Source organism: Microbacterium sp. NPDC077391 (assembly GCF_040686955.1).
Classification (GTDB): Bacteria; Actinomycetota; Actinomycetes; order Actinomycetales; family Microbacteriaceae; genus Microbacterium; species Microbacterium commune.
Window position 1 is genome coordinate 115,634 of the sequence record NZ_JBFBMI010000005.1, and the last position, 20,426, is coordinate 136,059.

Here is a 20,426-nt window from a genome sequence, read left to right on the forward strand (position 1 = left end):
GCCGTGCTCGGCCGCTCTCGTCCGCGTCGTGTCAGCGCCGCATGATCCGCCGGGCGAGGTACGTGCCGAGCGACTGCGCGAAGTGCACGAACACGACGATCAGCAGCACCGCCGCCCACATCACGACCGGCTCGAACTGGCGACGCCCGTACGTGAGGGCGAAGTTGCCCAGGCCGCCCGCGCCGATGTACCCCGCCATCGCCGTCATGTCGATGAGCGCGACGATGACGAACGTGTAGCCCAGCACGAGCGGGCCCAGCGCCTCCGGGATGACGACGGTGAACAGCGTGCGCCATGGTCCGGCGCCCATCGCGCGCGCGGCCTCGATGACCCCCGGCGAGACCCCGACCAGGTGCTGCTCGACGATGCGCCCGATGGCGAACATCGAGGCGACCACGAGCGCCACGATCGCGGCGTTGGTGCCGATGCCGCTGCCCACGACGAAGCGCGAGAACGGGATCAGCACGGTGATGAGGATCACGAACGGGATCGGCCGGAAAAAGTTGATGAACAGGTTCAGCACGAACGACACGGCGCGGTTCTGCAGCATCCCGCCCGGCCGGGCGAGGTAGAGGCCCACTCCGATCAGGCCGCCGAGGACCCCGCCGAACAGCAGCGTCAGCGACACCATGTACAGCGTCTCGACCGCTGCCTGCCAGAACTCCGGGGCGAGTTCGACGAGACGATCCATCAGCGCTCCTCCTCCCGATCGATGTCAGTCACATCGACCGTGCGACCGATGCCGACGAGCACGTCGTCGATCCGCTTCTGCTCACCACGGATGGCGAGAGTCAGGTGGCCGAACGCCCGCCCGCGGATGTCGTTGATGCCGCCGAACACGAGCTCGAACTCCAGCCCCGCCTCCGCCAGGTCGACGAACAGCTGGGCCTGCGACGGCCCGCCGTCGCGGAACGAGAACGTCACGAGCCGACCGCGGTGGCGCTCGCGCAGCACCGCGCGCTCCGCCGGGGAGGGGATGCCCTTGACCACGGTTCCGACGAAGCGCTGCGATGCCGGATGCCGGGGCGCCGAGAACACCTCGAACACATCCCCCTGCTCGATCACCCGCCCCCTGTCCATGACGGCGACCTTCGTCGCGATCGTCTGGATCACATCCATCTCGTGCGTGATGACCACGATGGTGACGCCCTGCTCCTCGTTGACCCGTTTGAGCAGGGCGAGCACCTCGTGCGTGGTCTCGGGGTCGAGCGCGCTGGTGGCCTCGTCGGCGAGCAGGATGGCGGGTCGGGTCGCGAGGGCGCGGGCGATCCCGACACGCTGCTTCTGACCGCCCGAGAGCTGCTCGGGGTACGAGCGCGCCTTGTCGCTGAGACCGACGAACGAGAGCAGCTCGGCGACGCGGGCGTCGATGTCGGCCTTGGACCAGCCGGCGAGCTTCAGCGGATACGCGATGTTGGCGCGCACGGTCTTGGCCGAGAAGAGGTTGAACTGCTGGAAGATCATGCCGATGCCGGTGCGGACCGCTCGCAGCTCCCGCTCGGAGAGCGCGGTGACCTCGACGTCGTCGACCGTGATGCGCCCCTCGGTCGCCGGCTCGAGGGCGTTGATGAGTCGCACGAGGGTGGACTTGCCTGCCCCCGAGTAGCCGATGATGCCGTAGACGTCTCCCTTCTCGATGTGCAGGGTGACGTCGTCGACCGCGGTGACCTGGTCTCCCGCGCGCTGCGGGGACGGGTATCGCTTCGACACGTTCTCGAGCGAGACGATCGGCATGGGTGCACTCCGGTTTCGGGTGGGAGGAGGGGGCGGGCGCAGCGCCCGGAAACGGAGAATCGGGCAGCGCGCCTCGCACTGCCCGATTCTCTCAGGAGATCAGCTGTTGTCCGCGACGTCCTTCTGGACGGTCGTCAGCGTCTTGGCCAGCTCCTCCTGGGAGAGCTGCACGGTCACACCGGTTCCGCCCGACGACTCGGCGAGGCCCTTCTGCACGGCCTCGTCGGTCTGGAAGATCTCGATGAGCTTCAGGTAGGTCTCGTTGTCGACGTCTTCCGCACGGGAGGCGAAGATGTTCACGTAGGGGGCGGCGGCCGGGTCGGACGCGTCATCGGTGAACAGCGCGTCGTCGAACTCAAGACCCGCCTCCTCGACGAAGTCGTTGTTGATGATGGCCGCGGCGACATCGGGCAGAGCCTCCGGAGTCAGCGCCGCCTCCAGCGCGGTCACCTTGACCTTGGACTTCGCCTCGTCGATGTCGGAGAGATCGGAGAACGGCGAGCCGCCGTCCTTGAGCTCGATGAGTCCGGCCGACTGCAGAACGAGCAGACCGCGCGCCTGGTTGGAGGCGTCGTCGGGCACGGCGACGGTGTCGCCCTCCGCGATGTCGTCGACGTCGTCGTACTTCGACGAGTACAGGCCGAGCGGGTAGGTCTGCGTGGATCCGATGGCCGCCAGATCCTCGCCGGACGCCTCGTTGTACTGGGCGAGGTAGATCACATGCTGGAACTGGTTGAGGTCGATCTCGCCCTCGGTGAGCGCCGGGTTGGGAAGCTCGTAGGACCCGAAGTCGACGAGCTCGATGTCGATGCCCTCCGCCTTCGCCGCCTTCTCGAACGCGGCCCACTGCGGGTCGCTCTTACCGACCACGCCGATCTTGACGGTGTCGTCGGCGCCGTCGGATCCGGCGTCTCCCGCGTCGGCGGAGGCGCAGCCGGCGAGACCGGTGACGAGGACGGCCGCTGCGGCTGCAGCGGCGAGGGTGGTGAAGCGGCGGGACATTTTCGGGTTCTTCCTCTCGTGGGGGACTCCGAAAACGTACGCGGCCGCCGGCGCCCGCTCAGAATCGGCTCGTCACACAGCGTCACGCTCGGCGGTGGCCGCCATGGCGTCGAAGAAGTCGGCCACCGTGCGGCGCTGCTCCGGGCTGAGCGCGGCGATGACATCGAAGCGCCTGGCGTGCTCGCGACCGACCGTCGCGCGCGCGGCATGGCGGGTCTCCTCGGTCACCTCGATGACCAGGCTGCGGCGGTCGTCGGGGTGCGCGCGACGCACGACATGGCCGCCGCGTTCCAGACGGTCGAGCAGTTTGGTCGTGGAGGCGGCGGAGATGCCGAGCTGCCCCGCCATCGCGCTCGGCGTCATCGGCAGCTTCTGGTTTCCCGCGGCGATCAGCATGCGCAGCGCCCTCATGTCGCTCGCCCCCAGGCGCATGTACCGCTGCGACGCCTCCCTGTTCTCGCGCTCGGCCTGGCGCCAGCGGCGCATGGACTCGAGCACCTCGAGGACGCTCTCCAGGTCCGCCGGGGCGAGATCGCCGGTGCGCACGAGTTCCTGCGCCGGGTCGTTGAGGCGCGGGTCGTGCAGGACCGGAGCCGGCGAACCGGACCGCGTGAGTTTCGGCATGGTGTCGATTTTACGTCCGGATGTGGATATCTCGTGAGTTGAAAGCTAGCCTGTCTAGCGAATACACAGGAGGCCGAAGTGACCCAGTCCCCCGAGCGCGTGATCCTTCTCGACGACGACGGAAATCCCAGCGGCGTCGCCCGCAAGGACGAAGTGCACCATGAGGCGACCCCGCTGCACCTCGCATTCTCCTGCCATGTGCGCGACGACGACGGGCGCCTGCTGCTGACCCGACGGGCGCTGACCAAGCGCGCCTGGCCCGGCACATGGACCAACGCGTTCTGCGGGCACCCGGGGCCGTTCGAGGCGATTCCCGACGCGGTCCAGCGTCGCGCGCAGGAGGAACTGGGTCTGCGCATCGCCGACGTGGAGCTCGAGCTGCCGGACTTCCGCTACCGGGCGGTGGATGCCTCGGGCATCATCGAGAACGAGATCTGCCCGGTCTACACCGCTCGCGCCGTCGGCGAGCCGGAGCTGAACCCCGCCGAGGTGATGGACGTCCGCTGGGTGAGCCCGGAGGATCTCGCCGCAGCGCTGACCGCGGCACCGTGGGCGTTCAGCCCTTGGCTCGTCCTGCAGGCGCAGCAGCTGTCGGCCACCGCCGGAACCATCCACGCCGCCGCCTGGCGGAGCGTCGCATGAGACTCGAGACGGCCGTGGATCCACGACTCGACGAGATCATCGACAGATTCTTCGCCGACCGGATCACCCGCGCCGATGACATGGGTGGGCGATACGGCGACCTGTGGCGTCGCGCGGCGGACGCCACCCAGGGCGGCAAGCGCCTGCGGCCCCGGCTGCTGCTGCTCGCCCACGAGAGCCTCGGCGGTGTGGAGGAGGACTCGGCGCTGCGCGCCGCAGCGGCCTTCGAGGTGCTGCACACCGCTCTTCTCCTTCACGACGACGTGCTCGACCGCGACCTCGTGCGCCGCGGGAAGCCGAATCTCGCCGGCAGGTTCGCGGCCGCCGCACTCGACGACGGCCACGATCCGGACACCGCGATGGCCTGGGGTGAGGCATCAGCCGTGCTGGCCGGCGATCTGCTGATCAGCGGTGCGCACGTGCTCGTCGCCGACATCGCGCATCCGGTGGCCGCGACCCTGCACCGGGTGATCGGCGACGCGCTGATCCTGACCGCGGCGGGAGAGCACGCCGATGTGGGTTACGCGAAGGGCGTCATGCACGCCGAGCAGGCCGACATCCTGAAGATGATCGAGCAGAAGACCGCCGCGTACTCGTTCGCCGCCCCGCTGCGGGTGGGGGCGCTGCTCGCCGGCGCCACCGACCAGGTCGTGGACGCCCTGGACTGGATCGGGTCCCGGCTGGGGCTGCTGTACCAGCTGCGCGATGACGCTCTGGGCGTCTTCGGCGCCGAGAGCAGCACGGGCAAGAGCGTCATCGGAGACCTGCGCGAGGGCAAGCGCACCCTGCTCGTCGCGTTCGCGGAGGGCACCGCCGAATGGGAGGCCGTGCGCCCGCTGTTCGGCCGGGCGCCGCTCGACGCGTCCGACGCAGACCGGCTTCGCGCCGCGCTGATCGCCTGCGGCGCGGTCGAGCGGATGCAGCGGGTCATCGACGGCGTGCTGCACGACGTCCTGCATGCGATCGCCATCGCGCCGCTGCCCACGGGGCTGCGCACAGAGCTGGCGCAGATCGCCGAGCGCTGCGCGGAGCGGCAGTCGTGAGGGCGGCGAGCGCACTCGACCTCTACACGCGCACGGCGCACGCGGCCTCGGCGCACGTGATCAGCGGGTACTCCACCTCGTTCGGCTACGCGAGCCGCCTGCTGCCGCGCGAGGTGCGCGGCGGCATCGCCGACGTGTACGCGCTCGTCCGCGTGGCAGACGAGATCGTCGACGGCCCGGCCGCGGAGGCGGGACTGCAGCGCCCCGAGGTGCTCGCGATCCTCGACGCCCTGGAACAGGACACCCTGCGCGCCATGGCCTGCGGGTTCAGCGCGAACCTCGTCGTGCACGCGTTCGCCACCACGGCGCGACGGACCGGGATCGGCGCCGACCTCGTGCGGCCGTTCTTCGAGTCGATGCGCATGGACGCCACCGAGCACGCGCGCTTCGATCACGAGCAGTACCGTCGCTACATCCACGGCTCGGCCGAGGTGGTGGGCTCGATGTGCCTTCGGGTGTTCGCCCTCGAGCAGCCGGGATTCACACTCGACGACCGGCTCGAGGAGGGCGCGCGGCGCCTGGGCGCCGCGTTCCAGAAGGTGAACTTCCTGCGCGATCTGGCCGACGACGCGGGGCGGCTGGGCCGCTCGTACATCCCGGGACTGGACCCGCAGACCTTCACCGACCGCGACAAGGCGGCGGTGGTCGACGAGATCGCCGAGGATCTCGCCGTCGCACGCGAGGCGATCGCGCGGCTGCCGCGCGGGTCCCGCCGGGCGACGACAGCAGCGGCCGCGCTCTTCGGTCGCCTCAACGAGCAGCTGCGCGAGACTCCGGCAGCAGCGCTCCGCACCACTCGCGTCTCCGTGCCGCTGGGCCGCAAGCTCGGCATCCTGGCGAACGCGGCAGCGGGAAGGACCACAGCATGAGACGCGCCGTCGTCATCGGCGGAGGCATCTCCGGCCTCGCCACCGCCGCACTGCTCGCTCGGGAGGGCGCGTCGGTCACACTCGTCGAGGCGCGGGACGACCTCGGCGGCCGCGCCGGCAGCTGGGAGTCCGGCGGGTTCCGCTTCGACACCGGCCCCTCGTGGTACCTGATGCCCGAGGTGTTCGATCACTTCTTCCGTCTGCTCGGCACCTCGTCGGCCGAGCAGCTCGACCTCGTGCGACTCGACCCGGCCTACCGGGTCTACTTCGAAGACGACCACGACCCGTTCGACCTGCCCGCCGAGGGCGCACGAGACGCTCTCGTCGCTCTCGATCCGGATGCCGAGCAGCGCCTCGACCGCTACCTCGCCTCCGCTGCGGACACCTACGATCTCGCGACCTCGACGTTCCTGTACAGCACGTACGAGTCCCTGCGTCCGCTGCTCACGCCGCGCACGCTGCGCGGACTCCCGACCCTGACGCGACTGCTCGCGGAGCCCCTCGACCGACGCATCCGGCGCCACAGCCGCGAGCCGCGCGTGCAGCAGGTGCTCGGGTATCCGGCGGTCTTCCTCGGCACCTCGCCCGCCAAGGCGCCAGGCATGTACCACCTGATGAGCCACCTCGACATCGGTCAGGGCGTGCTCTACCCGCGCGGCGGCTTCGCCGCCGTGATCGAGGCCATCGCCCGGGTGGCGAGAGCCGAGGGCGTCGACATCCGCACCGGATGCCGTGCCCGCCGCATCGCGGTCGACGGCGGCGCAGCCACGGGGGTCGACATCGAGCTCTCGGACGGCACCCGCGAGCACCTGCCCGCGGACGTCGTCGTGTCGACCGCCGACCTGCACGTCACCGAGCAGCAGCTGCTCGACCCCGAGCACCGCACGAGATCGGACCGGTGGTGGGAGGGGCGCGACCCTGGCCCCGGTGCGGTGCTCGCACTGCTCGGCGTGCGCGGAGAGCTGCCGCAGCTGGCGCACCACACGCTGCTGTTCACCAAGCAGTGGGAAGAGGGATTCGACGCGATCTACGGCAGGGGCCGCCGCGGCGAAGGCAAGCGCATCCCCGATCCCGCATCGCTGTACGTCTGCAGGCCGAGCGCGACCGACCAGGTCGCGCCCGACGGTCACGAGAACCTCTTCGTGCTCATCCCCGTGCCCGCGGACACGTCGATCGGCGCCGGGGGCGTCGACGGCGCCGGTGACGAGCGCGTCGAGCGCGCGGCGGACGCGGCGATCGACCAGATCGCCGCCTGGTGCGACATCCCCGACCTCCGGGAGCGCATCGTCGTGCGCCGCACGATCGGCCCCGCCGACTTCGAGAGCGACTTCGGGGCGTGGCGCGGTGGCGCGCTGGGGCCCGCGCACACGCTGCGACAGAGTGCATTCCTGCGCGGCGCCAACACGTCGTCGAAGGTCGACGGGCTGCTGTACGCCGGCGCCACGACCATCCCCGGCATCGGCCTGCCGATGTGCCTGATCAGCGCCGAGCTGGTCGTCAAGCGTCTGCGCGGAGACGTCTCGGCCGGTCCGCTGGCGGAGCCGCTGTGAGCGCGGGCTACCTGATCGCGCTGCTCGTGTCGCTCGCCGGAATGGTGCTGCTCGATGTGCGCCACCGGCTCTTCCTCGGCCGCGATCCGGGACGGGCGGTGCTCGTGCTGCTCATCGGCACCGTGTTCTTCCTGCTCTGGGATCTGGCCGGGATCGGCCTCGGGATCTTCTTCCGTGACGAGGGCGAGTTCGCCACGGGCATCCTGCTCGCCCCCGAGCTGCCGATCGAGGAGCCGATCTTCCTGCTGTTCCTGTGCGAGCTGACCATGGTGCTCGTCTGCGGCGCCCAGAAGGTGCTCGCCGCGCGTCGGAAGGCGGACGCATGAGCTACGTGCTGCTGTGCGCGGGCTTCCTCCTCGCGGCCGGCGCGATCGCGCTGGTGGTGCGCAGGCGCGACCGGATGCCGTCGGCCGCGTCGCTGCTCGTCGCGGTGGCCGCTCTCCTGCTGCTCACCGCGGTGTTCGACAATCTGATGATCGCCGTCGGCCTGTTCGACTACTCGAGCGCGCACATCTCGGGCATCCGGATCGGCGAAGCCCCGCTCGAGGACTTCGCCTATCCGCTCGCCGCGGTGATCCTGCTGCCCGCGCTGTGGTCGCGGCTGCGAAGGGAGCGTGCCGATGATCGGTGATCTGCTGGCCGCATCGCGGCCGCTCAGCTGGATCAACACGGCCTACCCGTTCGCGGCAGCGTACCTGCTCGTCGCGGGCACGCTGGACGCCCGCTGGGTGATCGGCACGCTGTTCTTCCTCGTGCCGTACAACCTCGCGATGTACGGGATCAACGACGTGTTCGACTACGCCTCCGACCTCGCGAACCCCCGCAAGGGCGGAGTCGAGGGGGCTCTGCTGTCGCCGCAGCGGCACCGCACGGTCCTGGTGAGCTCGATCGTGCTCAGTGCACCGTTCGTCGTCGCGCTGATCGTGCTCGGCTCGCCCCTGTCGTGGCTGATCCTGGCGATCAGCCTGTTCGCCGTCGTCGCGTACTCGGCGCCGCCGTTCCGCTTCAAAGAGGTGCCGGTGCTCGACTCGATCACCTCCAGCATCCACTTCGTGAGCCCGGCGGTGTACGGATTCGCGCTCGCCGGCGGGGCGGCCACCCCGGGCCTCGTCGCGGTGCTGACCGCCTTCTTCCTCTGGGGTGTGGCGAGCCACGCGTTCGGTGCCGTGCAGGATGTGGTGCCCGACCGTGAGGGGGGCATCTCGTCGATCGCCACGGCTCTGGGCGCCGCTCGCACCGTCCGGCTGGCGCTGGCCTGCTGGGCAGCAGCGGGAGTGCTCATGCTCTTCACCGGATTCCCCGGTGCGCTCGCCGCGGCGCTTGCGCTGCCGTACCTGTGGGCGGCAGCGCCCTACCATTCGGTGTCGGATGCCGAATCCGGTGCGGCGAACCGCGGCTGGCGGCACTTCCTGTGGATCAACTACGGCTGCGGCTTCGTCGTCACGATGCTGCTGATCTGGTACGCGATCGGGCGGTGATCCAGACCGCGGGCAGAGCTCAGCCGAGATCTTCGGTAAGCTCGAACCAGCGCAGCTCGAGCTCCTCGACCTCGCCCTGCTGAGCCTGGATCCGCTGCATCCGCTCCCCCAGACCCGTGTAGTCCGCCTGATCGTGATCGGCGAGCGCGTGCCGGGCGCGATCGATCTGGTCGTTGAGCTTCTGCATGCGTCGCTCGAGCGCGGCGATCTCCTTCTCGACCGCACGGCGCGCGGCCCCGTCCAGTCCGGATGCCTTCGCCGCAGCGCCCGGTGCGCCGGATCCGCCGGTTCCCGCGGCGGATGAGCCCGCCTGCTCGCGCCTCTCCAGATCGCGCAGCCGCAGGTACTCGTCGATCCCGCCGGGGAGGTGCCGCAGCCGTCCGCGCAGCACGGCGTACTGCTGATCGGTGACCCGCTCGAGGAAGTACCGGTCGTGGCTGACCACGAGCAGGGTGCCGGGCCACGAGTCGAGGAGGTCCTCGATGGCGGCGAGCATGTCGGTGTCCATGTCGTTGGTCGGCTCGTCGAGGATGAGCACGTTCGGCTGGTCGAGCAGCACGAGCAGCAGCTGCAGTCGGCGCTGCTGACCGCCCGAGAGATCCCGCACCGGGGTCGACAGCTGCGCCGACGTGAAGCCGAGGCGCTCGAGCAGCTGCCCGGGCGTGAGCTCTGCCGCCTTCGATCCGCTGCCGAACGTGTACGAGGTGCGCAGACCCTCGATGACCGTGCGCACGGGATCGTTCCAGTGCTGCTCGAGCTCCGAGGTGCGCTGGGTGAGGGTGCGCACCTGCACGGTCTTGCCTCGCTTGACCCGTCCGTTGGTGGGCTCGACGTCACCCGAGACGAGTCCGAGGAGAGTGGACTTGCCGGCGCCGTTGACACCGAGGATGCCGGTGCGCTCACCGGGCGCGATGCGCCACTCGACGTCCTGCAGAACGGTCTTCTCGCCGTACGAGACCCCGGCGTCGAGCAGATCGACCACATCCTTGCCCAGACGTGACACGGCCAGCGACTGCAGTGAGACGGAGTCGCGGATGGGCGGCACGTCGGCGATCAGGGCGTTCGCGGCGTCGATGCGGAACTTCGGCTTGCTCGTGCGCGCGGGTGCTCCGCGGCGCAGCCAGGCGAGCTCCTTGCGGGCGAGGTTCTGCCGCTTCGCCTCGGATGCCGCGGCCATCCGGTCGCGCTCGACGCGCTGCAGGATGTATGCGGCGTAGCCGCCTTCGAACGGCTCGACGATGCGGTCGTGCACCTCCCACGTCGCCGTGCAGATCTCATCGAGGAACCAGCGGTCGTGCGTGACGACCAGCAGCGCGCCGGCGTTCTTCGGCCAGCGGCCCTTGAAGTGCGCCGCGAGCCAGGTGATCGCCTCGACGTCGAGGTGGTTGGTGGGCTCGTCGGCGAAGATCAGGTCCCAGTCCTGGATGAGCAGCTGCGCGAGCTGCACACGACGCCGCTGACCGCCCGAGAGCGATCCGATCCGCGCCTCCCATGGCAGGTCGGTCAGGAGCCCCGCGATCACGTCACGGGTGCGGGCGTCGCCGGCCCATTCGTGCTCCAGCCGATCGCCGACGACCGCCTGCCCGATGCTCATGTCGTCGTCGAGGCTGTCCTGCTGCTCCAGCACACCCACACGCAGGCCACCGCGGCGGGTCACCCGTCCCGAATCCGGCTCGAGGACACCCGCGAGCAGCTTCATGAGGGTCGACTTGCCGTCGCCGTTGCGGCCGACGATGCCGATGCGATCGCCCTCGTCGATTCCGACCGTCACCGCATCGAGGACGACCTTGGTCGGATACTCCAGGTGCAGGGCCTCGGCCCCAAGTAGATGTGCCATCACCTCAAGGCTATGCGGTACCCGCGCCACCGTCGCCCACCGTCGACGAGCGCGACGGCGTGGAGTCGGATCAGAGGCGCGCGGACGGGGGCGGATGCCCGGGAGTGGCGCTCAGACGCTCGACGAGCGGCATGTGCGAGGCGGGGAAGCCCGCCGCCCGGTGCAGCCAGACGAACGCCATCAGCGCGATGAAGCCGGTCAGCACCTTGTCGATCACCGAGGTCAGGATGTTCGAGGAGAAGGCCGCGGCGATCAACGGCAGCCCCATCGTCACGATCGACTCGGTGACCGTGTCGGAGCCGTGTCCGCTGAGGCCGCCGAAGAGGAAGACGCCGAGAGGGGCGCCGACCAGAGAGCAAGCGGTGGCGGCGAGGAGGTTCAGGGCGAAGAAGCGCCCGATCCCGTCGCCCATCCGCCAGCGCCGGACACCGTATCCCCAGACGAGTGCTCCCGCCAGATTCACGAGGGCGTAGGGGGCGGCACCGGGAGCGCCGACAGCGAAGCCGAGGAGGTTGCCCGCCGTCGCGACGACGGCCCCGTGCCACGGGCCGAGGATGATCGAGGCGGTGGCGGTGCCCGCCATGTCGAGATAGATCGGCAGGTGCAGGGCCTGCACGACCACGATCCCCAGGAGGTTCAAGACGACGCATCCGAGCAGGAGCAGGTAAGGGCTCCACCAGCGCGGCTGCTGCGCGCCCGGGAACCGATCGATGTCCGCCGGAGCGGACACCGCGACGGGCGGCGCCGTCGGCGCCACGCGCTGTCTGGCGGTCGGCTCCGTCGGGCGTCGGAGCTGTCGGGCGCGCTGCGCCCACCGCTCCACCTCGGCCTCGTCCCCTCCGAGGGCGGTCACGATGTCGCGCAGCAGCTCGGGGTCGATCCGGGTGCGGCCGGCGCGGAACACGTCGTAGACCGTGCTGCGCGGCGGGTAGGCGGCCGCCGCGGGAACGCCGCGGGCGACCCGCTGCTCGCCGATCCGCCGTCCGATCTCGGCGTACGAGATCGGATTCGCCTCTTTGAGGGCGAGAAGGTCGGCGGCGATGCGGTCGAGGGAATCGGGGGCATCGGCGCCGGCTCCGGTGGCGTCGCTCACGGGTTCCTCCTCGTCGCCGCGATGGGGCGGAAGCCAGCATATCGGCGTCCGCCCCCACTGCTCCGCGCCTGCGGCTCGGAGCGCGCGACTGGACGCCCGCGGCTAGCGGATGCGCCCGCGGCGGCGCACGACACTCTGCAGCGTGTCGCGCACGGGCGCGCCGAGGACGAGACCGAGGGACGCACCGGATGCCAGGGCCAGTCCCACCGCGCCCGCCTGCAGCAGGTCGGCGAAGCCGAGGATCAGCGAGATCGGGTCGTCCTGCGCCTCGACGATCCCCAGCAGTCCGCGGTACACGACAGAGCCGGGAACCATGGGGACGATGGCGGCGGTGGTCACCGCGATGGACGGCACGTGCAGTCGGTGCGCGATGAGCGTGCCCACGAAGCTCGCGATCAGCGCGCCGGCCGCACTGGCGATGGGCACGCCCAACCCGCCGGCCGCGCCCGCGCTGAACCCGCCCCACGCGATCGCGCCGAGCACCGCCGAGACGAGGATCGTGCGCGTCGTCGCGCCGTTCCACACCGCCACGGTCACGGCGATCAGCACGACACCCGCCACCTGCATCGAGCCGGGGCCGAGTGCCGGCGGCTCGGTCGAGAGCGTGAAGCCGATCCCCAGCCGCTGCGCGAGGGCCACTCCGCCCACGATGCCCACCACGACGCCGAGGGTGAGCAGCGCCAGATCCAGGATGCGTCCGCCCGCGGTGAGCGCGAAGCCGTCGATCGCGTCCTGCGCGGCTCCGACGACCGACATCCCGGCGAGCATGAGCACGATCCCGGCGGCGACGATCACGGCGACGCCGGCCTGGTCGAAGGGCGCGACGCCCTGGCTGCGCAGCACGTTCGCGGCTGCGGCGAAGGCCGTGACCACCAGCGCCCCTGCCGCCTGCGAGAAGAAGAACGGCACGTGCATCCGGGCCATCCACCGCTGCGTGAGCGCAGCCCCGCACGCGGCGAGGAACGCGATGAGCGTGGTGATCCACGACGCTCCATAGAGCAGGCAGACGCCGACGGCGAGCAGCCCCTGCGCGAGCACGATCACGGTCGGGCGGTATCGGAAAGGCATGCGCCGGATGGCATGGAAGCGCACCCGCGCCTCGGGCAGGGCCAGCCCCGCCTCGATGTCGACCACGAGCGCCTGCAGCTGCTGCAGCTTCGCGTGGTCGGGAACGGGCGCGCGCACCACGCGGATCGCCGTGAAGGGCGGATCGGACTCGCCGCCCTGGTACGACACCGCGATCGAGTTGAAGGTGATGTCGACATGCACCGGGCGGATGCCGAGCGCGGCTGCCACACGCGTCGCGGAGAGCACGACCTCGTTCGCCGCCGCGCCGACGGCGATGAGCGACTCCGCGATGCGCATCGCGAGCTCGATCACGCGCCGGGCATACATCTCGTCGACCGAGAGGATAGCCTGGGTCTCCGGTCGCGATGCGGCGTCGACGCGGATCGCCTCGACCAGACGCACACGCCAGTTCTTCTGGGCAGCCATCACTCCATCCTCACACGCGGCGAAGCCGGCGGGTCTCCCGGATCAGAGCTGCGATCCCGCGGCGGACGGATCGTTCAGCACGCCCTCGAAGGCCAGCTCGGCGGGCGCGATCTGCATGAGGTGCGAGCGCATGCGGGCGCGCTCGAGTCGCACGGTGCGACCCTCCGACCCCACCGGATGCAGGCGCACCGCCTCGGAGAGCCGCTCGCGGCTGGTGGCCAGCAGCACGCCCAGGTAGCCGGAGAGCACGACCATCTCGGGTGCGAACGCGTTGACGAAGTTCGTCAGCGCCACCGAGAGCACATCGACCTGCCTGGCGACCTCGGCGAGCACGACCGGGTCGCGCGCGACGCTCAGCTCGATGTCGAGCTCGTCCTCGTCGAGCCCGCGGCGACCGAGGAGGGCGAGCACGGTGGCGGGGTTCACCTCCACCTGCAGGCATCCGCGCCGCCCGCAGCTGCACAGGACGCTGGAGGGGTTGACCACGGTGTGACCGAATTCGCCGGCGAAGCCCGAGGTGCCCCGCAGCAGTGATCCATCGATCACGAGGCCGCCGCCGATGCCGCTCATCGACCCGCTCAGGTAGAGCACGTTGCGCACCCCGCGGGCCACACCGAAGCGCGTCTCGGCCATCGCGCCCACGCTCGCATCGTTGCCCACGGCCACGGGCATCCGAAGCACGTCGCCGAGGCGATGCGCGAGCTGCTCGCGCCGCCAGCTCAGCGGCGGCGAGAGCAGCACCGTGCCCCGCGAATCGACGAGCCCCGGCACCGCGACCCCCGCGCCGACCAGCCGATAGTGCCGATCGATGTCGGCCCGCATCCCGTCGACGAGCGAGGCCACCACGTGCGCGAACCGCCGCGGGCTCGGCGGGGATGCCAGATCGTGCCGCACCCGCGAGTGCACCGCCGATCCGAGCCCGACCAGCGCCACGGAGATCGCGCGTGGATCGACGACGATGCTCAGCGCCACGACGTCGTCGTCGGCGGCGACGCCGAGGGACGGACGCCCGACGCGCCCGGTGGGTTTGACCGACTCCTCCCGCACCAGGCGCAGATCCAGCAGCTCCTGCACGAGAGCGGTCACCGTCGAGCGGTTCAGCCCCGTGACGGCACCGATCTCGGATCGCGACTGCGGACCGGCGGCATGCACGAGGTGCAGCACCGCGGAGAGGTTCTGCGCCCGCACGTCCTCGTTCGTCGTGCGCGTCACGGCGACAGGTGCGGGCGATGCTCCGCGGCTGACCGCGGGGAGGTCGTCGATCATGCTCGTTCGACCGCCATGTGCGACATGAGCAGCTCCTGGGTGGCATCGCGTCGCGCGATCTCGGCGGTGATCCGCCCATGCGCGAGGGTGTAGATGCGGTCGGAGAGCCCGATGACCTCGGGCAGCTCCGACGAGATGACGATGATCGCCTTCCCCTGCGCGGCCAGCTCGTTGATGAACCCGTAGATCTCGTACTTCGCGCCCACGTCGATCCCTCGGGTCGGCTCGTCGAGGATGAGGACGTCGGGGTTGGTGAAGATCCACTTCGACAGGACGATCTTCTGCTGGTTCCCGCCGGAGAGCGCTCCCGTCCGCGACGCGACGCTCGGCGCCTTGATGTTGAGCTTGTACCGGTACGCCTCGGCGACCTTGCGCTCGCGCACGTCGTCGACGAGACCGTGCTCGGAGAGTCGTCCCAGCGCTGCCGCGGACACGTTCGACTGCACGCTGGCGAGCAGGTTGAGCCCGTCGCGTCGACGGTCCTCAGGGGCGTAGACGATGCCGTTGCGGATCGCCTCGCGCACCGAGCGCAGCTCGATGGGCTGCCCGCGCTTGTATGCCGCGCCGGTGATGACCGAGCCGTACGATCTGCCGAACACGCTCATCGCGAGCTCCGTGCGCCCTGCTCCCATGAGCCCCGCGATCCCGATGATCTCCCCGGAGCGCACGGTCAGATGCACGTCGTCGACGACGACGCGGGTGGGGTCGGCCGGATGGTGGACGGTCCAGTTCTCGAGCCGGAAGAGCTCTTCACCGATGTCGGGCTCGCGCGGCGGGAACAGGTCGTCCAGCGGCCGACCCACCATCGCGCGGATGATCCGCCGCTCGTCTGTCTCCGGATCGTCGGTGCGCATCGTCTCGATCGTCGCCCCGTCACGGATGACGGTGATGCGGTCAGCGACCCGCAGCACCTCGTGAAGTCGATGCGAGATGAGCACGCAGGTGATGCCCTGGGCGCTGAGCTGCTGCACGAGCGCCAGCAGCCGGTCGGAATCGTCCCGGCCGAGCGCCGCAGTGGGCTCGTCGAGGATCAGCAGGCGCACGTCCTTGGCGAGCGCCTTCGCGATCTCGACGAGCTGCTGCTTGCCGATGCCGAGGTCGCCGGTGCGCGCGGCGGGGCTCTCGTCCAGGCCGACGCGCGCCATCACCGCGGCCGCGCGCCGATTCGCGGCATCCCGGTCGAGCAGCCCGTGGCGGGTGACCTCGTTGCCGAGGAAGATGTTCTCGGCGACTGTGAGCTGCGGCACGACCGCCAGCTCCTGGTGCACGATGACGATCCCCTCGGCCTCGCTGTCGGCGAGGGAGCGGAACGCGACCTGGCGGCCCTCGAGCTCGATCGTCCCCTCGAAGCTGCCGTGCGGGTGGACGCCGCTGATGATCTCCATCAGCGTGGACTTGCCGGCGCCGTTCTCGCCGCAGATCGCGTGCACCTCGCCACGGTGGACGTCGATGGAGACGCCGGAGAGCGCGACGACGCCGCGGAATCGCTTCGTCACGCCCGTCATCCGCAGAAGCGGTTCAGCCATCGAGATCACCTCTGCGTTGCTCGGCTTCCGGAATGATATCGAATCGGTTAATTTGTTCGCAGGCGCCACAGATTTATTTGTCCGCAGGCACCTCAATATGCAATGCTCCGAGAGCGGCGTCAGCGTTTCCCGGAGACGACAGTGCAGTCCGCCGCATCAAGCCACCTTTCGAGGAAGAGAGATCGCAATGAGAAACACCGTCCTGCGCACCTTCGCGGCCACCGGCGCCTTCGCCCTGGCTCTGGGTCTTGCCGCATGCTCCAGCAGCGCCGAGCCCGGCTCCGGCTCCGGCGGTGACGGCGCCGCAGAGGACATCCTCGTCGGCGTCGCCATGCCGACCGAGACCTCCGAGCGCTGGATCGCCGACGGCGACGCCGTCAAGTCCCAGCTCGAGGAGCTCGGCTACGAGGTCGACCTCCAGTTCGCGAACGACGACATCCCGCGTCAGCAGCAGCAGCTCGACCAGATGATCACCAACGGCGCCGACATCCTCATCGTCGCGTCGATCGACGGCACCGCGCTGGCGACCCAGCTCGACAACGCCGCCAGCAAGGGCATCCCGGTCATCGCCTACGACCGGCTGATCAACGGCACCAAGAACGTCGACTTCTACGTCACGTTCGACAACTACAACGTCGGCGTGCAGCAGGCGCAGAGCCTGCTGCAGGGTCTCGGATACCTCGACGCCGACGGCAAGGAGACCGACCTCGCCGACAAGAAGATCATCGAGGTGTTCGCCGGTTCGCCCGACGACAACAACGCCGGATTCTTCTTCGACGGCGCGATGGACACCCTGAAGCCCTACCTCGACGACGGTCGCCTGACCATCGGCTCGGGCCAGAAGGACTTCGACACCGTGTCGACGCTGCGCTGGGACCCGGCCGTCGCGCAGAAGCGCATGGAGGACCTGCTGACCAGCACCTACGACGGCGGCTCGAAGCAGCTCGACGGTGTGCTCTCCCCCTACGACGGACTGTCGCGCGGCATCATCACCGCCCTCGAGAACGCGGGCTACGGCTCGACCATCGAGGCGGGCCTGCCCGTCGTCTCCGGTCAGGATGCGGAGATCGCCTCGGTGAAGATGATCGCCGACGGCGTGCAGTACGCCACCATCTTCAAGGACACCCGCAAGCTGGCCTCCCAGGCCGTGACCGCTGCGGAGTCCTTCGCCGACGGTGACAAGCCCGAGGCGAACGACACCGAGACCTACGACAACGGCGAGAAGGTCGTCCCGTCGTTCCTGCTCGAGTCCGACATCGTCGTCAGCGACAACATCCAGTCCCTGCTGATCGACTCGGGCTACTGGACCGAGGCCGAGGTCGCAGCCGGCGTCGCCGAGTAATCACTCGCACGAATACCACGGGGTTCGCCGCGCACCATCAGCGGCGCGGCGGACCCCGTGGGTCCGCGCTTCCAGAGACAGGAGCACCGATGTCCGACGTCATCCTCGAGATGCGCAACATCACCAAGAACTTCCCCGGCGTCAAGGTTCTCAAGAGCGTGAACCTCAGCGTCGAGCGTGGCCGGATCCACGCCATCTGCGGCGAGAACGGCGCCGGCAAGTCCACCCTCATGAAGGTGCTGTCGGGCGTCTACCCGCACGGCACGTACGAGGGCGACATCATCTTCGACGGCGCCCCACAGGAATTCGGAGCCATCAAGGACTCCGAGCGCGCCGGCATCGTCATCATCCACCAGGAGTTGGCTCTCGTGCCCTACCTCTCGGTGGCCGAGAACATCTTCCTCGGCAACGAGATCCTCGGTCGCGGCGGCCTCATCGACTGGCACGAGGTCAACGCCCAGGCCGCCGAGCTGCTGGCTCGCGTGGGCCTGAACGAGAACCCGACGACGATCGTCGGGCAGCTCGGTGTCGGCAAGCAGCAGCTCATCGAGATCGCCAAGGCGCTCACGAAGGACGTCAGCCTGCTCATCCTCGACGAGCCGACAGCCGCACTGAACGACACCGACTCCGAGCACCTGCTGAGCCTGCTGCGCGACCTGCGCGATCAGGGCATCACCAGCATCATCATCAGCCACAAGCTGGGCGAGATCGTCGACATCGCCGATTCGACGACCATCATCCGCGACGGCGAGACGATCGAGACGATCGACATGCACGGGCCGGACGCCACCCAGGACCGCATCATCCGCGGCATGGTCGGGCGCTCCCTCGACAGCCGCTTCCCGGAGCGCACGCCCGACATCCACGAGGAGATCTTCCGCGTCGAGAACTGGTCTGTCATGCATCCGACGCAGGCCGGTCGCGTCGTCGTCGACAAGGCGTCGCTGTCGGTGCGCGCGGGCGAGATCGTCGGCATCGCCGGGCTGATGGGCGCCGGACGCACCGAGTTCATGATGAGCGTCTTCGGCCGCAGCTACGGCCGAGACGCCTCGGGCAAGGTGTTCATGCGAGGCAGGGAGATCTCCACCCGGACCGTGCGCGAGGCGATCGACAACGGACTCGCCTACGTGTCGGAGGATCGCAAGCAGTACGGCCTCAACCTGATCACGGACATCAAGACGAACATCTCGTCCTCGGCTCTGGGCAAGCTCGTCACCGGCGGCGTCTTCGTCGACGGCAACGAGGAGATCAAGGTCGCCGACCAGTATCGTCGCGACCTGAACATCAAGTCGCCGACAGTCGCGCAGGTCGTCGGCAATCTGTCCGGCGGCAACCAGCAGAAGGTCGTCCTCGCGAAGTGGCTGTACACCGACCCGGACGTCCTGATCCTCGACGAGCCCACCCGCGGCATCGACGTGGGCGCCAAGTACGAGATCTACGAGATCATCAACGCGCTCGCCGCCGCGGGCAAGGCCGTGATCGTGGTCTCGAGCGAGCTTCCCGAGCTCCTCGGCCTCTCGGACCGCGTCTACACCCTCGCCTACGGGCGCATCACCGGTGAGCTTCCCGTCGCCGAGGCGACCCAGGAGAAGCTCATGTCGCTCATGACCATCGAACCCAACTCCACGAAGGAGGCAGCAGCGTGAACAACGTCTTCACCGAGGTGAAGGACCTGCTGACGCAGAACCTGCGCACGTCCGGCATCTACATCGCGTTCATCGCGATCGTCGCGATCTTCACGATCACCACCGGCGGCAAGCTGCTCTCGCCCGAGAACGTGACGAACATCGTCCTGCAGAACGCTCACATCCTGATCATGGCCCTCGGCATGATCCTCGTGATCGTCGGCGGCCACATCGACCTGTCGGTCGGCTCGGTGCTCGCGTTCGCCTCAGCGGTCTCGGCCGTGCTCGTCATCAAGAACGGCATGCCCTGGTGGGTCGGCATCATCGCCGCCATCGTCGTCGGCATCATCGTCGGCGTCTGGCAGGGCTTCTGGGTGGCGATCGTCGGCATCCCGGCGTTCATCGTCACGCTGGCCGGCATGCTGCTGTTCCGCGGCCTGACCTGGCTGGTGCTGAACAACGTGTCCCTCTCGCCGTTCTCGCAGGAGTACCGCAACGTCGCCAGCGGCTTCCTCGACAGCCTGTTCGGCTCGATCACCATCGGACAGGGCCAGGGGCTCAAGGCTCTGCCGCAGACCGTCGACATCTTCACGCTGGTCATCGGGCTCGTCGCCGTGGTCGGACTCGTCGTCAGCTCGCTGCGCACCCGTCGTGCACGTCAGGGATACAACCAGCCGGTCGAGTCCGCGTTCCTGTTCATCCTCAAGCTCGTCGTCGTGTCGGCCGTGCTGCTCGCCTTCGCCTGGGCGCTCGCGTACAACCGCGGGTTCCCGATCGTGCTGATCATCGTGGCGGTGCTGATCCTCGTGTACCAGGTCGTCACCAACCGCACCGTGTTCGGTCGTCACGTCTACGCCGTCGGCGGCAACCTCTCGGCGGCGCGCCTGTCGGGCGTGAACGTCAAGAGCGTGAACTTCTGGATCTTCGTGAACATGGGCTTCCTCACCGGCATCGCCGCCGCGGTGTTCTCGTCGCGCTCCAACGGCGCCCAGCCGGGCATGGGGAACATGTTCGAGCTCGACGTGATCGCGGCCTGCTTCATCGGCGGCGCCTCGACCATGGGCGGTGTCGGCCGGGTGGGCGGCGCGCTCGTCGGCGGTCTGGTGATGGCCGTGATGTCCAACGGCATGCAGCTGATGGGCGTGCCGCAGGCCGCTCAGCAGATCGTCAAGGGTCTCGTGCTGCTGCTCGCGGTCGCGTTCGACATCTACAACAAGCGTCGCGCCGGCACCGTCCGCTGACCTGCCGCATGAGAGAGGGATCCGTCCGATCGGGCGGATCCCTCTTCGCGTCTCACCCCA

Annotated in this window: 19 protein-coding genes; 10 read left to right on the forward strand and 9 right to left on the reverse strand. The window is 69.4% G+C overall.

Translation table 11 applies throughout. From position 1 onward, the window contains the following. Positions 1-31: 31 nt before the first annotated feature. The 4 genes from AB0O65_RS13070 to AB0O65_RS13085 all read right to left on the reverse strand — a co-directional run bounded on the left by AB0O65_RS13070 (position 32) and on the right by AB0O65_RS13085 (position 3,360). Entirely contained in the window at positions 32-691 is a 660-nt protein-coding gene (locus tag AB0O65_RS13070; RefSeq protein ID WP_071644501.1) for a methionine ABC transporter permease, read from the reverse strand. Next, on the reverse strand, positions 691-1,734 hold the full coding sequence (locus tag AB0O65_RS13075; protein WP_363385671.1) for a methionine ABC transporter ATP-binding protein: 1,044 nt from the start codon (positions 1,732-1,734) through the stop codon (positions 691-693). The genes AB0O65_RS13070 and AB0O65_RS13075 overlap by 1 nt, the downstream gene beginning before the upstream one ends. A gap of 99 nt (positions 1,735-1,833) precedes the next feature. Next, positions 1,834-2,736 carry a MetQ/NlpA family ABC transporter substrate-binding protein gene (locus tag AB0O65_RS13080; RefSeq protein WP_363385674.1) on the reverse strand — a complete coding sequence of 301 codons (903 nt, stop codon included), beginning with the start codon at positions 2,734-2,736 and terminating at the stop codon, positions 1,834-1,836. A gap of 72 nt (positions 2,737-2,808) precedes the next feature. Beyond that, positions 2,809-3,360, reverse strand: a complete 552-nt coding sequence (locus AB0O65_RS13085; RefSeq protein WP_363385677.1) for a MarR family transcriptional regulator — start codon at positions 3,358-3,360, stop codon at positions 2,809-2,811. Between the two features lie 78 nt (positions 3,361-3,438). Between AB0O65_RS13085 and idi the strand changes: the two genes are divergently transcribed. Genes idi through AB0O65_RS13120 form a run of 7 tightly spaced genes read left to right on the forward strand, consistent with a single transcriptional unit; the run spans position 3,439 to position 8,942 of the window. Continuing rightward, positions 3,439-4,002: an isopentenyl-diphosphate Delta-isomerase gene (gene idi, locus AB0O65_RS13090; RefSeq protein WP_363385680.1), complete on the forward strand. Its 564-nt coding sequence runs from the start codon at positions 3,439-3,441 to the stop codon at positions 4,000-4,002. Continuing rightward, positions 3,999-5,045, forward strand: a complete 1,047-nt coding sequence (locus AB0O65_RS13095) for a polyprenyl synthetase family protein (protein WP_071644506.1) — start codon at positions 3,999-4,001, stop codon at positions 5,043-5,045. The genes idi and AB0O65_RS13095 overlap by 4 nt, the downstream gene beginning before the upstream one ends. Further along, positions 5,042-5,914: a squalene/phytoene synthase family protein gene (locus tag AB0O65_RS13100; RefSeq protein ID WP_363385683.1), complete on the forward strand. Its 873-nt coding sequence runs from the start codon at positions 5,042-5,044 to the stop codon at positions 5,912-5,914. The genes AB0O65_RS13095 and AB0O65_RS13100 overlap by 4 nt, the downstream gene beginning before the upstream one ends. Continuing rightward, positions 5,911-7,464 (forward strand): phytoene desaturase family protein, encoded by a 1,554-nt coding sequence (crtI, locus tag AB0O65_RS13105; RefSeq protein ID WP_363385686.1) that lies wholly within the window; start codon positions 5,911-5,913, stop codon positions 7,462-7,464. Before AB0O65_RS13100 ends, crtI begins: the two co-directional genes overlap by 4 nt. After that, positions 7,461-7,790, forward strand: a complete 330-nt coding sequence (locus AB0O65_RS13110) for a lycopene cyclase domain-containing protein (RefSeq protein ID WP_191713142.1) — start codon at positions 7,461-7,463, stop codon at positions 7,788-7,790. The genes crtI and AB0O65_RS13110 overlap by 4 nt, the downstream gene beginning before the upstream one ends. Further along, positions 7,787-8,095: a lycopene cyclase domain-containing protein gene (locus AB0O65_RS13115; RefSeq protein WP_313480386.1), complete on the forward strand. Its 309-nt coding sequence runs from the start codon at positions 7,787-7,789 to the stop codon at positions 8,093-8,095. Before AB0O65_RS13110 ends, AB0O65_RS13115 begins: the two co-directional genes overlap by 4 nt. After that, entirely contained in the window at positions 8,085-8,942 is an 858-nt protein-coding gene (locus AB0O65_RS13120; protein ID WP_363385691.1) for a prenyltransferase, read from the forward strand. Before AB0O65_RS13115 ends, AB0O65_RS13120 begins: the two co-directional genes overlap by 11 nt. Before the next feature lie 19 nt (positions 8,943-8,961). Here the strand turns inward: AB0O65_RS13120 and AB0O65_RS13125 are convergent, their stop codons facing one another. The 5 genes from AB0O65_RS13125 to AB0O65_RS13145 all read right to left on the reverse strand — a co-directional run bounded on the left by AB0O65_RS13125 (position 8,962) and on the right by AB0O65_RS13145 (position 16,158). Next, positions 8,962-10,779, reverse strand: coding sequence for an ABC-F family ATP-binding cassette domain-containing protein (locus AB0O65_RS13125; RefSeq protein ID WP_363385694.1), 1,818 nt, complete (start codon positions 10,777-10,779; stop codon positions 8,962-8,964). Positions 10,780-10,849: 70 nt separating this feature from the next. Continuing rightward, positions 10,850-11,872, reverse strand: a complete 1,023-nt coding sequence (locus tag AB0O65_RS13130; protein ID WP_363385697.1) for a hypothetical protein — start codon at positions 11,870-11,872, stop codon at positions 10,850-10,852. 102 nt (positions 11,873-11,974) lie between these two features. Beyond that, a complete protein-coding gene (locus AB0O65_RS13135; RefSeq protein ID WP_363385700.1) occupies positions 11,975-13,366 on the reverse strand; it encodes a threonine/serine exporter family protein in 1,392 nt (463 codons plus the stop codon). 42 nt (positions 13,367-13,408) lie between these two features. After that, the gene (locus AB0O65_RS13140) at positions 13,409-14,632 is read right to left on the reverse strand and encodes an ROK family transcriptional regulator (protein ID WP_363385703.1); all 1,224 of its coding nucleotides are present in this window, start codon (positions 14,630-14,632) and stop codon (positions 13,409-13,411) included. Then, on the reverse strand, positions 14,629-16,158 hold the full coding sequence (locus AB0O65_RS13145; RefSeq protein ID WP_363385706.1) for a sugar ABC transporter ATP-binding protein: 1,530 nt from the start codon (positions 16,156-16,158) through the stop codon (positions 14,629-14,631). Before AB0O65_RS13145 ends, AB0O65_RS13140 begins: the two co-directional genes overlap by 4 nt. 187 nt (positions 16,159-16,345) lie before the next feature. Between AB0O65_RS13145 and chvE the strand changes: the two genes are divergently transcribed. From chvE to mmsB, 3 genes are all read left to right on the forward strand, one after another. Then, entirely contained in the window at positions 16,346-17,500 is a 1,155-nt protein-coding gene (chvE, locus tag AB0O65_RS13150) for a multiple monosaccharide ABC transporter substrate-binding protein (protein WP_071644952.1), read from the forward strand. A gap of 89 nt (positions 17,501-17,589) precedes the next feature. Next, positions 17,590-19,146: a multiple monosaccharide ABC transporter ATP-binding protein gene (gene mmsA / locus AB0O65_RS13155; protein ID WP_191713134.1), complete on the forward strand. Its 1,557-nt coding sequence runs from the start codon at positions 17,590-17,592 to the stop codon at positions 19,144-19,146. Next, positions 19,143-20,366 carry a multiple monosaccharide ABC transporter permease gene (mmsB, locus tag AB0O65_RS13160; protein ID WP_071644301.1) on the forward strand — a complete coding sequence of 408 codons (1,224 nt, stop codon included), beginning with the start codon at positions 19,143-19,145 and terminating at the stop codon, positions 20,364-20,366. The genes mmsA and mmsB overlap by 4 nt, the downstream gene beginning before the upstream one ends. The last annotated feature ends 60 nt before the right edge of the window (positions 20,367-20,426 follow it).

Bases quoted from the DNA above. Each gene is read 5' to 3' on its own strand.
- AB0O65_RS13070 (WP_071644501.1), bottom strand. From the start codon at position 691: ATGGATCGTCTCGTCGAACTCGCCCCGGAGTTCTGGCAGGCAGCGGTC.
- AB0O65_RS13075 (WP_363385671.1), bottom strand. From the start codon at position 1,734: ATGCCGATCGTCTCGCTCGAGAACGTGTCGAAGCGATACCCGTCCCCG.
- AB0O65_RS13080 (WP_363385674.1), bottom strand. From the start codon at position 2,736: ATGTCCCGCCGCTTCACCACCCTCGCCGCTGCAGCCGCAGCGGCCGTC.
- AB0O65_RS13085 (WP_363385677.1), bottom strand. From the start codon at position 3,360: ATGCCGAAACTCACGCGGTCCGGTTCGCCGGCTCCGGTCCTGCACGAC.
- AB0O65_RS13095 (WP_071644506.1), top strand. From the start codon at position 3,999: ATGAGACTCGAGACGGCCGTGGATCCACGACTCGACGAGATCATCGAC.
- crtI (WP_363385686.1), top strand. From the start codon at position 5,911: ATGAGACGCGCCGTCGTCATCGGCGGAGGCATCTCCGGCCTCGCCACC.
- AB0O65_RS13115 (WP_313480386.1), top strand. From the start codon at position 7,787: ATGAGCTACGTGCTGCTGTGCGCGGGCTTCCTCCTCGCGGCCGGCGCG.
- AB0O65_RS13120 (WP_363385691.1), top strand. From the start codon at position 8,085: ATGATCGGTGATCTGCTGGCCGCATCGCGGCCGCTCAGCTGGATCAAC.
- AB0O65_RS13125 (WP_363385694.1), bottom strand. From the start codon at position 10,779: ATGGCACATCTACTTGGGGCCGAGGCCCTGCACCTGGAGTATCCGACC.
- AB0O65_RS13135 (WP_363385700.1), bottom strand. From the start codon at position 13,366: ATGGCTGCCCAGAAGAACTGGCGTGTGCGTCTGGTCGAGGCGATCCGC.
- AB0O65_RS13140 (WP_363385703.1), bottom strand. From the start codon at position 14,632: ATGATCGACGACCTCCCCGCGGTCAGCCGCGGAGCATCGCCCGCACCT.
- AB0O65_RS13145 (WP_363385706.1), bottom strand. From the start codon at position 16,158: ATGGCTGAACCGCTTCTGCGGATGACGGGCGTGACGAAGCGATTCCGC.
- chvE (WP_071644952.1), top strand. From the start codon at position 16,346: ATGAGAAACACCGTCCTGCGCACCTTCGCGGCCACCGGCGCCTTCGCC.
- mmsA (WP_191713134.1), top strand. From the start codon at position 17,590: ATGTCCGACGTCATCCTCGAGATGCGCAACATCACCAAGAACTTCCCC.